We start from the raw sequence: 11,795 nt of genomic DNA, 5'->3' as shown, positions 1-11,795 counted from the left end.
GACCTGACCTCTTTCGGCCCCGGCGCCGCTTCATTGAGCGTCTCTCGGGCCGGTTCGAGAATTGCTGCCACAAGCAAGAAGGCCCGGCCGTGCATCGCACCGCCGGGCCTCGTCGGATACCGCGGATCAGCGCGTCGAGAAGGTGTCGAGCACCGCGCCGTCCTGGCCGATCGTCTTCACGCTCACCTTGCCGCCGTCCACGTCGATGCGCATGTAGTGGTACGCCGCCGTGGCCTTCGCGTTCAGCGGGCCCAGGTTGTTGAAGCCGGCCAGTGCCGAGCCGCCGCCGCCGGTCACGGTGTAGACCGCGCCCTTCGCGTCGTCACGCACGCCGTTCGGGCTCGCGGCATCGGCATACACCGGCACCGAGCGCTCGTAGACGTGGCTGTGGCCCGAGATCACCATCTTCACCTTCGGGTGCTTGCTGAAATCCTTGATCAGCGTCGGCCACGAGGCGTTCGGCGCATGGCCGTCGGAGTACGAGATCAGCGGCGCATGCATCAGCACGATGGTGTTCTGGATCGCGCTGTTGGCCGAGGCTTGCGCCAGGTCGTAGCGCAGCCAGTCGAGCTGGTGCTTGTAGTAGTACGCGTCGTAGTTGCCTTCGTTGGCGGCCGTGCAGTTGCTCGAGCACTCCATCACGTCGTAGTAGTCCGAGTTCAGGCGCAGCACCACGAAATGCGTGCCCTTGTAGTCGAACGAGTAGTACATGTAGTCCGGATAGACGCCGCTGCGGGTCTTCGCGCAGGCCAGCTGGTAGAACTGGTCGTCGGTGTAGTGCTTGACGCTCGAGGTGGTCCAGTCCTTGAAGTAGGCCTTGTTCTGCGTGTGGTTCGGGATGCCGACCTTCTTCGGGTCGAACACGTCGCAGTAGCCGTTGCCGAACTTGTCCGGGTACCAGCCGTCGCCGTAGTTGTCGTCATGGTTGCCGACCACCGGGAAGTAGTAGGTCTGCAGGCCGGCGGCCGGCGTCTTGTTCTGCAGCGGCGCGATGATTTCCTTGAAGCTGCCCTTCGAGGCGTCGCTCGGGCAATCGCCGCGCTGCACCCAGTTGGTGGACTTGTCGTAGCCGGTGACCATGTCGCCGAGGTTGAACACGAAGGCGGCCGGTTCATTGACCATCCGGTTCACCAGGCCGATGTGCACGGCATTGCCGCCGCAGCCGTTGCCCGAGCGGCTGTCGCCGTAGGCCAGGAAGCTGAAGGCACCGCCGGTCGCGGGGGGCGTGGTGGGAGGCGTGACGGGCGGGGTCGTGGCCGCAGCCGCCGTCGTGAAGTTCCAGCTCGTCGTGCCGGCCAGCGCGTTGCCGGCGGTGTCCTTGATGCCGCTCGTGCCGGCGGTCAAAGCCACCGGGTACTGCGCGGCGGTCGACAGGGCCGCGACCGGCGTGAACGTGGCGGTGTTGCCGCTGCACGCGATCGTGCCCGACACCGAACCGACCTTGAAGGTCTGGCCCGAGACGGTCGAGCAGTCCAGCGTCTTGCTGAAGGTCACCTTGACCGGCGTCGTCACGGCCACGTCGGTGGCACCGGCGCCGGGCGTGGCGCTCGCCACCGTCGGCGCGGTCGTGTCGGCGACGACGAACGACGCGCTCACGTCGCGCGCCTGGCTCATCGTGATGCTGCAGGTGCTGGCGCTGCCGGAGCAGTCGCCGCCCCAGGCGCTCAGCTTGAAGCCGGCGGCCGGCGTCGCGGTCAGCGTGACCGCGGCGTTCGGCGTGACGTCTTCGCTGCAGTCGGCGCCGCAGTTGATGCCGCCGGCGCCCGAGGTCACCGTGCCGGAGCCGCTGGTGCTGACGTTCAGGCGGTAGGTGGTGGGTGTCGTCGGCGGGGTCGTCGTGCCGGCCGGGCCGAACTTGGCCGTGACCGCGCGGGACTGGCTGTTGTTCAGCGTGCAGGTGTTGGCCGTGCCGGAGCAGGCGCCGCCCCAGCCGAGGAACACCATGCCGGTGTTGGGCAGCGCGCCCAGCAGCACCGAGGTGTACTTCGTGTACTTCACCGAGCAGACCGTGCCGCCGTTGCCGCAGTTCATCGGCCCGAGCACGCCGCTCACCATGTTGCCCACCATGCCGGGGCCGGTCACGGTGACCGTGATCGGACGCGCCGTGTAGTACGCGCTGTCGCCGACGGCCTGCGCACTTTCGGTGGCGCCGGCGGCTGCCAGTTCGGGATCGACTTCGGAGGCAGCGCTCGTCGCGTTGTTGCCACTGCTTCCGCCGCCGCAAGCCGCCAGCATCATCGCCAGCGACATCGCACCGAACACCTTGTTCACCCTGTTCATTGACTAGCTCCAGACAAGCCCGGTCCAGGCCCGATCGCGTGGATCGCCGGGCTGGGCTCTGAGCGGCCGCATCGGCCGCATGTGTTGATCGAAGAAGGCGCCGGCAGGATCGCCGGCGCTAGGTCAGGCATCAGTACTCGTAGGCACCGATGTCGGTGGCCGCACCCTGGGCGCGCGAGACGCCGCGGATGTCGGTCGGGGCCAGCGACTGGCTCGCGCCGGCATCGATCGCCGGGCTGCCGGTCGACAGCGTCAGCGGGGTGCTGCCCGTCGTGGTCGAGAACTTCGGATCGGCCATCTTGCTGCCGGTATCGTCACGCCCGCTCAGCGCCTTGTACTTGGTCAGCCAGGTCGCGAAGTTGACGTTGCTGAACGAGTCGGACGTGAAGGTCGGGGCACCGTTGCTCGAGTAGTAGACGTTGTGGTCGAAGACCAGCGTCTTGTAGTCGGTCAGCGCGTTGGAGCCGATCTTCACCACCGGCTTCGCCGACGAACCGTAGATGATGTTGTTGCCGAAGTACACGTTGGTGCCGGCCTGGCCGACTTCCGACTCGTTGGACAGGAAGATCGAGCCGTGCATCAGCTTGCCGGTGTCGTAGCAGCTGTTGTTGTAGAAGCGGGCGTTGCTCGACGACGAGGTCGCGAGGCAGGCCCAGGTGGAGCCGATCACGACGTTGTTGCGGACGATGCCGTCATACGTCTCGTACAGGCCGTCGACCAGGCGGTAGTCGTCGGTCTCCTGGCCCAGCATCAGCGCATGGCCGTTGGCCGAGTTGCCGATGTTGACGAGGCGGTTGCTCTCGAAGATCGGGTTGCGTGCATTGCCCTTGGCATAGACGCCGATGTCCGGCACGTCGTGGATGTAGTTGCCGGCGACACGGACGCGGTCCGCACCGACGATGTCCACGCCCTGGGCGTTGCTGCCCGGCTGCACCTTCGAAGCGTCCTGCCAGATCTCGTTGTCCAGCACTTCCACGTCGTTGGAGGTGCGCACCAGCTTGACGATGTCGGCGACGCTGCAGCACAGGCGGTTGCCCACCAGCTTGACCTTCGGCGTGTCGATCTTGATCGCGTTGCCGTCGCTGCCGCCGGCGGCGCTGCCCTGGATCTCCAGGCCCTGCACCACCCAGTACATCGGGTAGCAGTCGGTGTTGCCGCTGCCGTCGCCGATCGCGTCTTCATCGCAGGCGGAGTTGTAGAAGTAGACCGTCGGGCCCGAGCTCGTGCTCTTGATCACCGGGCGCTCGCCGTTGTAGCCGCGCAGCGAGATCCACTTCGTGGCGCTGCCCGCACGGCGGATCACGACGCTCTCGGTGTAGGTGCCGGCACGCACGTCGATGGTGTCGCCGGCAGCCGCCAGGCCGACCGCCTTGTTGATCGTCTTGAACGGGGCCGCGAGCGTGCCGGCGTTGCTGTCGCTGCCGGTGGTCGCCACGAAGTACGCCTTGCCGGTGCCGGTGCCCGGCGCCGTGCCGGTACCGCCGCCGGTGCCGCCCGAGCCGCCGCCGGTGGAGGTGGCGGTGAACGAGGCGCCGACCGCAGCCGCCGCATTCATCTGCACCGTGCAGGTGCCGGTGCCCGAGCAGGCGCCGCTCCAGCCGCTGAAGCTGTAGCCGGCAGCCGGTGCCGGGTTCAGCGTGACCGGCGTGCCCGAGTAGAAGACGCTGGTGCACGACGCGCTGCACGACACGCCGGCCGGGCTCGAGGTGAGCGAGCCGCTGCCGGTGACGGTGATCGCCAGCGGGTAGGTGACCGTGGGGGTCGGGGTGGGCGTGGGGGTGGGGGTGGGGGTGGGGGTGGGCGTCGGCGTGGGGGTCGGCGTCGGCGTGGGCGTGCTGTTCGAGACGAAGCTGCCGACCACCGTGCGGTTCTGGCTCATCGTGACGTAGCAGAAGTCGGTGCCGGAGCACGAACCGCCGCTCCAGCCCTTGAAGGTGTAGCCGCTGCTCGCGCGGGAGCCGATCATCACCTGCGTGCCGGCCGCGAAGCTCGCGGTGCACTGGGTGTTGCCTTCACCGCAGACGATGCCTGCGGGCTGGGTGCCGATCAGGCCACCGGCCTGGCCGGACACCGTCAGCGTGTAGCGCGTGCCGGCGGCGGCTGCAATGCGCAGTGCTTCAGCCGATTCGCTCGTGCCGGCGGCGTCTGCCGCATCGGACCCTTGATCCGTCGAGGACCCGCCGCATCCGGCCAGCACGGCCGTCACGCAGAACGCGCCCAACACCTTGTGAAACCAACTCATCGAATAGCTCCTCTAGCCAACCTTCAACGCCGGGCCAATCCCTGCGCCCGTCGATCGGGCATCCCTGTTTCGACGGCTGGGACGAATCATTGAACGACCAGAGGTGTCGCCTGTTACGGGAGGTCAGATCAAGGTCTTGGCTTTTTGCAAGTGCCGGAAGCGAGGCGGCACCCCCTCGTTCATGGGGGTGGTAGAGGGGGATCGGGCGATCCATCGGAAAAATCGATGGGGCGGATCAGGGTTTATCCGACGTGCAACCTGTTTCAGGTCTTGTTACAGACTTGTAGGCGTTCGCTACAAAACGGCCATCGGCTGTCGATAAGTCATTGATTGCGCACGGGAAATAGCAAGGTGTTTTCCTGCCAATCCGAGCGATTGGAACGCCTGCCTCGGCGAAGAAAGGAGGCGTTCGGGCGCCTATTGCGGCGACTGCTTCGCGGCCGGTGTATCGGCTTTTGGTTTGTCGGTGCGTTGCGCCGAATCCACATCGGGGGCCGGCGGGGTCGACGGTGCGGTCGATTCCTGCTGCGCCAGGCGGCTCAGGCGGCGCCCGGCCTCGCTGTCCGGTGCCAGCCGCAGACCCAGGTGCACCTTGTGCTGCGCCCGCGAGGCGTCCGGCGGGTAGTACGACACCGACAGCTCCAGCCCGCCCGGGCACAGCAGCTTCAGCAGGTCGTTCATGAAGGACGGGCTCTTCGGGCACTTGTCGCCGTAGGCGACGGCGATCAGCGCCGACTGGCGGGCCGCGAAGGCGCGCGCCTGGGTCTCGTCGGGGAAATCGGCGACGCCGTGCACGCTGATCAGCGTCAGGCTCTTCGGCGTCGCGAGCAGCTCGATGGCCTTGAAGTCGGGCGCCTTGTCGGGCTTGTCGATCATCATCTCGACCATCGGCGAGACGCGTGTGCGCTGCTGGGTCAGCTCGCTGATGGTGTACGGCGCACCGAGCTTGTAGCCGAACAGGTCGCCTTCCGGCGGGCCGGCTTGCACGGTGGTGCACGCGAGCGCGGCGCACGACGCGGCCAGTGCGCGGGTCAGGGAATGGTGTTTGCGGGACATGCCGTCTGACTATATCTGCGGCGAATGGCGGCTCTTGCCGCGGCGCGATGGGCAAAAAAAAGCAGCACCGTCGTGCTGCTTCGTTCTTGCTGCCTGTCTCTTGCCACGGATGATCGGACTGGTGGGCGGTGCAGGGTTCGAACCTGCGACTTCCACCGTGTGAAGGTGGCACTCTACCGCTGAGTTAACCGCCCGAGTGTCTTGCGATCACCGGCTTCGCGTTTTCAACATGGCTGCCTTGTCGCGAAGCCCTGGATTATGCCACAAGCTGGCGCCACCCCGTCTTGCCGCCGGAGGCCTTGTCGAGATCGGCGAGCTGCTTCGCGTGTGCCGCCAGCTCTTCGTCGTTCGCGACGATGACCGGCAGGTCGAAGACGCTGAAGTCGATCGCCGCGACGACGATGTCGTGCGACGACGTGCCGCCCGCATCGATCACCAGCGAGTTCTGCCCGCGCGTCATGTTGATGTAGACCTCGGCCAGCAGGCCGGCATCGAGCAGCGCGCCGTGCAGCGAGCGGTTGGAGTTGTCGACCTCCAGCCGCTTGCACAGCGCATCGAGCGAATTCGACTTGCCGGGGAACATCTCGCGCGCCATCAGCAGGCTGTCGCTGACGCCCGCCACGCACTCCGCGAACGGCCGGCGGCCGAGCCGGCGCAGCTCGGCATTCATGAAGCCGACGTCGAAGCCGGCGTTGTGGATGACGATCTCGGCGCCCGCCAGGAAATCCATCAGCTCGTCGGCGATCGCGGCGAACAGCGGCTTGTCGGCCAGGAACTCGTCGGTCAGCCCGTGGATCTTCACCGCATCTTCATGGCTCGAGCGCTGCGGGTTGACGTAGAAGTGCTTGTTGTTGCCGGTCAGGCGCCGGTTCACCATCTCGACGCAGCCGATCTCGATGATGCGGTCGCCCGACTCCGGGCTCAGGCCGGTGGTCTCGGTGTCGAAGAAGACCTGCCTCATGCCGCCACCTTCTCGCCGGCCGGAAAGCCGCGCCGCGCCGACCAGGCGCACAGCACGATGCCCGCGAGGATCATCGGCACGCACAGCCACTGGCCCATGCTCATGCCGAGCGCGAGGTAGCCGAGGAACGCGTCGGGTTCGCGGAAGAACTCCGCGGTGAAACGGCACAGCCCGTAGCCGATCAGGAACGCGCCCGACACCTGGCCCATCGGCCGCGGCTTGCGCGAGAACCACCACAGGAAGCCGAACAGCAGCAGGCCTTCCATGCCGAACTGGTACAGCTGCGACGGGTGCCGCGGCTCGTCGCCTGCGCCTGAGAACACCATGCCCCACGGCAGGTCCGGCGACGTGACGCGGCCCCACAGTTCGCCGTTGATGAAGTTGCCGATGCGCCCGGACGCGAGCCCGGTCGGCACGCACGGCGCGATCAGGTCGGTGACCTGCCAGAACGGCCGCTTGCGCAGCCAGGCGAACACGCCCATCGCCGCGATCACGCCCAGCAGCCCGCCGTGGAAGGCCATGCCGCCCTTCCAGACCGCGAAGATCTCGAGTGGATGGCCGGCGTAGTGGCCGGGCTTGTAGAACAGCACGTAGCCGAGCCGGCCGCCGATCACGACGCCCAGCACGCCGTAGAACAGCAGGTCCTCGACATCGCGGCGCGTCCAGCCGGCCTGCGCGAACTGCGTCTGCCGCACGCGGATCGACGCGAGCCACAGGAACAGCCCGAAGGCGACCAGGTAGGTGATGCCGTACCAGTGGATGGCCAGCGGGCCGATCTGCAGCGCGACGGGATCGATTTTCGGGTGAACGAGCATGGGTGTGGAGGGCCAGGGCAATGCGGAAGCAGGCGAACGATACCCCAGCTCAGGTCGCCAGCGAGGTGCGCACGAAGCGAACGAAGCGCTCGACCACCGGCCCGGCATCGCGCGGCCACACCAGGCTGGTCTCGGAGCGTGGCGCCGCGCCGCCCGACGCCGCCAGCGACGGCGGCAGCTGCCGGTAGCTGACACCATCGCGCCGCAGCTGGGTCACCGATTCGGGCACCCAGGCGAGGCCGAGCCCGGCCGACACCAGGTTGACGATGGTCTGCATCTGGATCGCCTCCTGCCCGATCACCGGCGTCGCGCCGTGCCGGTGGTAGAACGCGAACACCGCGTCGTGGATCGACGGCGCGATCGTCCGCGGGAAGATGATCAGCGGCTGCGCCAGCAAGGCCGGCAGCGACAGCCGCCGCGCGCCCGCCAGCGGCGAGGCGGCCGGCAGCGCCAGCACCAGCGGCTCGGTGCCGAGCGACAGGTGCTCGAGCGCCGGCGCCGGCAGCATGCCGGGCGCGTGCAGCACGAAGCCGGCGTCGGCCTCGCCCTGGGCGAGTGCTGCGAGCTGCACGTCGGTGGTGGCTTCGCGCAGCACGACGTGGATGCCCGGCTCGGCCAGCCGGAAATCGCGCAGCCAGCCCGGCAGCAGCCCGAAGCCCACCGTCGAGACGAAGCCGAGCCGCAGCCGCCCGACCGCCCCGCTGCCCGCGCCGCTGGCCACCGCCCCCAGGGCGGCCGCCTGCTGCAGCAGCTGGCGCACCGGCGACACCAGCGCCTCGCCGGCCGGCGTCAACGCGACGCGGCGCCGCGTGCGGTCGAACAGCGCCGTGCCGAGCCGGGCCTCGATCTGCCGGATCGCGAGCGTCAGCGGCGGCTGCGTCATGTTCAGCTGCTGCGCCGCGCGGCCGAAGTGCAGCGTCTCGGCCAGCACCAGGAACTGCCGCCAGGCGCGCAGCTCGATGCGCAGCTCGTCACTCATACACAAGACATATCAATCCACCACGCTGGATATATTGGACGACATTCTGCACGCGATCGATACTCACGCTCCCCCCGAGCATTCCGCCAGGAGACACCCCGATGAGCAGCCCCGTCAACCGCCGTTCGAAGAACATCACCGAAGGCGTCGCACGCGCGCCGAACCGTTCGATGTACTACGCGCTCGGCTACCAGGAAGGCGACTTCAAGAAGCCGATGATCGGCGTGGCCAACGGCCATTCGACGATCACGCCGTGCAACTCCGGCCTGCAGAAGCTGGCCGACGCCGCGGTGGCCGGCATCGAGGAGGCCGGCGGCAACGCGCAGATCTTCGGCACGCCGACCATCAGCGACGGCATGGCGATGGGCACCGAGGGCATGAAGTACAGCCTGGTGTCGCGCGAGGTGATCGCCGACTGCATCGAGACCTGCGTCGGCGGCCAGTGGATGGACGGCGTGCTGGTGGTCGGCGGCTGCGACAAGAACATGCCCGGCGGCATGATGGGCATGCTGCGCGCCAACGTGCCGGCGATCTACGTCTACGGCGGCACCATCCTGCCGGGGCGCTACAAGGGCCAGGACCTGAACATCGTCAGCGTGTTCGAGGCGGTCGGCCAGTTCAGCGCCGGCAACATGAGCGAGGAAGACTTCTGCGAGATCGAGCGCCGCGCGATCCCCGGCAGCGGCTCGTGCGGCGGCATGTACACCGCCAACACGATGAGCTCGTCGTTCGAGGCGCTGGGCATGGCCCTGCCCTTCAGCAGCACGATGGCCAACCCGCACGACGAGACCGCCAACACCGCGAAGGCGGCGGCGCGCGTGCTGGTCGAGGCGGTGAAGGCCGACCTGAAGCCGCGCGACATCGTCACGAAGAAATCGATCGAGAACGCGGTGGCGGTGATCATGGCCACCGGCGGCTCGACGAATGCGGTGCTGCACTTCCTCGCGATCGCGCATGCGGCCGGCGTCGACTGGACGATCGACGACTTCGAGCGCGTGCGCCGCAAGGTGCCGGTGCTGTGCGACCTGAAGCCCTCGGGCAGGTACCTGGCGGTCGACCTGCACCGTGCCGGCGGCATCCCGCAGGTGATGAAGGTGCTGCTGAAGGCCGGGCTGCTGCACGGCGACTGCATGACGATCACCGGCAAGACGGTGGCCGAGAACCTGGCCGACGTGCCCGACGTGCCGCGCGCCGACCAGGACGTGATCCGCACCATCGACAACCCGATGTACGCCGAGGGCCACCTCGCGATCCTGAAGGGCAACCTGTCGCCCGAGGGCTGCGTCGCGAAGATCACCGGCCTGAAGAACCCGGTGATCACCGGGCCGGCGCGGGTGTTCGACGACGAGCAGTCGGCGCTGGCCGCGATCATGGCGCGCAAGATCGTCGCCGGCGACGTGATGGTGCTGCGCTACCTTGGCCCGAAGGGCGGACCGGGCATGCCCGAGATGCTGGCACCGACCGGCGCGCTGATCGGCCAGGGCCTGGGCGAATCGGTCGGCCTGATCACCGACGGCCGCTTCTCCGGCGGCACCTGGGGCATGGTGGTGGGGCACGTCGCGCCCGAGGCCTACGCCGGCGGCACCATCGCGCTGGTGCATGAAGGCGACTCGATCACGATCGATGCCCACACGCTGACGCTGCAGTTGAACGTCAGCGACGAGGTGCTGGCGCAGCGCCGCGCCGCCTGGACGCCGCCGAAGCCGCGCTACACGCGCGGCGTGATGGCGAAGTTCTTCAAGAATGCCGCCAGCGCCAGCCAGGGCGCGGTGCTCGACAAGCTGGATTGAGCCAGCGCAAAGGATCAACCGATCAAGCAACGCCCGCGGAACCGGCTTTGCCGGGCCGCTGGGTGGCGCCCCTTGGGGGCAGGAGCGCAGCGACTGGGGGGCTCACACCTTCCGCTTCTTGCGGCGACCGCGCTTGTCCATGCCGAGCTTCGCGAGACTTTCTTCGCGGCGCTTGGCGACGCGCTCGTCCATCTTCTCGATCTCCTTGCGCTTGGTGTAGCCGGTCGCATCGGCAAACATCCACCAGGCAATGGCCGCGCCGAAGGGCCACAGGATCGCGATCCACCCCCACTCGGCTGCCGGGCCCACTTCGGCCAGTTTCATCACCAGCAGCAGCACCCCCAAAACGACGAAATACATGAGCTTCCCTCGATCTTTTGACTTGTCCTACGTGAGGCAACGGTCAACCATGCCACGTAGAATTCGTTGAGTTTCCAGTATCCCACCCCTTCGGAAGGAAATCATGAAGTCGCTGCTCTCGCTGATCGTTGCCCTCTCCGCCCTGGCAGCCGCACCGGCTTTCGCCAACCCGGAGCTGGCGCAGAAGAAGAATTGCATGGCCTGCCACGCCGTCGACAAGAAGCTGGTCGGCCCGGCCTACAAGGAGGTCGCCGCGAAGTACGCCGGCCAGAAGGACGCCGTCGACAAGCTGTCGGCGAAGGTGATCAAGGGCGGCGCCGGCGTGTGGGGCGCGGTCCCGATGCCCGCGAACACGCAGGTGTCCGACGCCGAGGCCAAGCAGTTGGTGACCTGGATCCTGAGCTTGAAGTGACCCACCCCCGAAGGCGCTGACGCGCCCTCCCCCTCAAGGGGGCGCCTCCAGTGGCCCGGCAAAGCCGGCTCCACGGAGGCCGCTGGATGAAGAAGGCCCCTGCGGGGCCTTCGTCTTTTCCGATCAGTAGGCTTGGCCGAGTTGCTCGAGGATCGCCGGATTTTCGAGCGTGCTGGTGTCCTGCGTCACCGCCTCGCCCTTGGCCACCGAGCGCAGCAGCCTGCGCATGATCTTGCCGGAGCGCGTCTTCGGCAGGTTGTCGCCGAAGCGGATGTCCTTCGGCTTCGCGATCGGGCCGATCTCCTTGCCGACCCAGTCGCGCAGCTGCTTCGCGATGGCCTTGGCTTCGTCACCGCTCGGACGCGGGCGCTTCAGCACGACGAACGCGCAGATCGCCTCGCCGGTCGTGTCGTCCGGGCGGCCGACCACCGCCGCTTCGGCCACCAGGTCGGTGAAGCCCACCAGCGCCGATTCGATCTCCATCGTGCCCATGCGGTGGCCGCTGACGTTCAGCACGTCGTCGATGCGGCCGGTGATCGTGAAGTAGCCGGTCTTCTCGTCGCGGATCGCACCGTCGCCGGCCAGGTAGTAGCGGCCCTGGAAGTCGGCCGGGTAGTAGCTCTTCTTGAAGCGCTCCGGGTCGCCGTAGATGGTGCGGATCATCGACGGCCACGGCTTCTTGACGACCAGGATGCCGCCCTGCCCGTTCGGCACGTCCTTGCCGGTCTCGTCGACGACGGCGGCGATGATGCCGGGGAACGGCAGCGTGCACGAGCCCGGCACAAGCGGCGTCGCGCCCGGCAGCGGCGTGATCATGTGGCCGCCGGTCTCGGTCTGCCAGAAGGTGTCGACGATCGGGCAGCGGCCGCCGCCGATGTGCTCGTGGTACCACTCCCAGGC

Annotated in this window: 10 protein-coding genes and 1 tRNA gene; 2 read left to right on the top strand and 9 right to left on the bottom strand. The window is 67.8% G+C overall.

Going from position 1 to position 11,795, the window contains the following annotated elements:
• Window positions 1-126: 126 nt before the first annotated feature.
• The 7 genes from AC1D12_RS11935 to AC1D12_RS11905 form a co-directional block, all read right to left on the bottom strand.
• Entirely contained in the window at window positions 127-2,280 is a 2,154-nt protein-coding gene (locus AC1D12_RS11935; protein ID WP_477826696.1) for an Ig-like domain-containing protein, read from the bottom strand.
• A 130-nt stretch (window positions 2,281-2,410) separates the two neighbouring features.
• Entirely contained in the window at window positions 2,411-4,522 is a 2,112-nt protein-coding gene (locus AC1D12_RS11930) for a right-handed parallel beta-helix repeat-containing protein (protein ID WP_477840581.1), read from the bottom strand.
• 417 nt (window positions 4,523-4,939) lie between these two features.
• Complete coding sequence (locus tag AC1D12_RS11925; RefSeq protein WP_477840579.1) at window positions 4,940-5,578, bottom strand: hypothetical protein; 639 nt, start codon at window positions 5,576-5,578, stop codon at window positions 4,940-4,942.
• A 119-nt stretch (window positions 5,579-5,697) separates the two neighbouring features.
• Window positions 5,698-5,772: transfer RNA gene (locus AC1D12_RS11920), tRNA-Val, on the bottom strand.
• Window positions 5,773-5,834: 62 nt separating this feature from the next.
• Window positions 5,835-6,539 (bottom strand): DNA polymerase III subunit epsilon, encoded by a 705-nt coding sequence (gene dnaQ, locus AC1D12_RS11915; protein ID WP_047504777.1) that lies wholly within the window; start codon window positions 6,537-6,539, stop codon window positions 5,835-5,837.
• Window positions 6,536-7,354, bottom strand: coding sequence for a prolipoprotein diacylglyceryl transferase (gene lgt, locus AC1D12_RS11910; RefSeq protein WP_477827614.1), 819 nt, complete (start codon window positions 7,352-7,354; stop codon window positions 6,536-6,538). The genes dnaQ and lgt overlap by 4 nt, the downstream gene beginning before the upstream one ends.
• A 49-nt stretch (window positions 7,355-7,403) precedes the next feature.
• On the bottom strand, window positions 7,404-8,333 hold the full coding sequence (locus AC1D12_RS11905) for a LysR family transcriptional regulator (RefSeq protein ID WP_477840577.1): 930 nt from the start codon (window positions 8,331-8,333) through the stop codon (window positions 7,404-7,406).
• A 101-nt stretch (window positions 8,334-8,434) separates the two neighbouring features.
• On the opposite strand from AC1D12_RS11905, the gene ilvD reads away from it, so the two are divergent.
• Window positions 8,435-10,123, top strand: a complete 1,689-nt coding sequence (gene ilvD, locus AC1D12_RS11900) for a dihydroxy-acid dehydratase (RefSeq protein WP_477827683.1) — start codon at window positions 8,435-8,437, stop codon at window positions 10,121-10,123.
• A gap of 102 nt (window positions 10,124-10,225) precedes the next feature.
• On the opposite strand, the gene AC1D12_RS11895 is transcribed toward ilvD, so the two are convergent.
• Window positions 10,226-10,483 (bottom strand): TIGR04438 family Trp-rich protein, encoded by a 258-nt coding sequence (locus tag AC1D12_RS11895; protein ID WP_465111905.1) that lies wholly within the window; start codon window positions 10,481-10,483, stop codon window positions 10,226-10,228.
• Window positions 10,484-10,586: 103 nt separating this feature from the next.
• Between AC1D12_RS11895 and AC1D12_RS11890 the strand changes: the two genes are divergently transcribed.
• Window positions 10,587-10,895 (top strand): c-type cytochrome, encoded by a 309-nt coding sequence (locus AC1D12_RS11890; protein WP_047504343.1) that lies wholly within the window; start codon window positions 10,587-10,589, stop codon window positions 10,893-10,895.
• Between the two features lie 123 nt (window positions 10,896-11,018).
• Here AC1D12_RS11890 and AC1D12_RS11885 read toward each other — a convergent pair.
• Window positions 11,019-11,795: AMP-binding enzyme (locus AC1D12_RS11885; RefSeq protein WP_477840575.1), on the bottom strand; the 777-nt coding region annotated here is incomplete at its 5' end.

Source organism: Rhizobacter sp. P1_G5, from assembly GCF_056405435.1.
Note: the sequence above shows the minus strand (reverse complement) of the source record. Positions and strands in the feature narration are given on the sequence as shown.

Coding starts and splice junctions, on each gene's coding strand:
- AC1D12_RS11930 (WP_477840581.1), bottom strand. CDS start 4,522: ATGAGTTGGTTTCACAAGGTGTTGGGCGCGTTCTGCGTGACGGCCGTG.
- AC1D12_RS11895 (WP_465111905.1), bottom strand. CDS start 10,483: ATGTATTTCGTCGTTTTGGGGGTGCTGCTGCTGGTGATGAAACTGGCC.
- AC1D12_RS11935 (WP_477826696.1), bottom strand. CDS start 2,280: ATGAACAGGGTGAACAAGGTGTTCGGTGCGATGTCGCTGGCGATGATG.
- AC1D12_RS11925 (WP_477840579.1), bottom strand. CDS start 5,578: ATGTCCCGCAAACACCATTCCCTGACCCGCGCACTGGCCGCGTCGTGC.
- AC1D12_RS11890 (WP_047504343.1), top strand. CDS start 10,587: ATGAAGTCGCTGCTCTCGCTGATCGTTGCCCTCTCCGCCCTGGCAGCC.
- dnaQ (WP_047504777.1), bottom strand. CDS start 6,539: ATGAGGCAGGTCTTCTTCGACACCGAGACCACCGGCCTGAGCCCGGAG.
- AC1D12_RS11905 (WP_477840577.1), bottom strand. CDS start 8,333: ATGAGTGACGAGCTGCGCATCGAGCTGCGCGCCTGGCGGCAGTTCCTG.
- lgt (WP_477827614.1), bottom strand. CDS start 7,354: ATGCTCGTTCACCCGAAAATCGATCCCGTCGCGCTGCAGATCGGCCCG.
- ilvD (WP_477827683.1), top strand. CDS start 8,435: ATGAGCAGCCCCGTCAACCGCCGTTCGAAGAACATCACCGAAGGCGTC.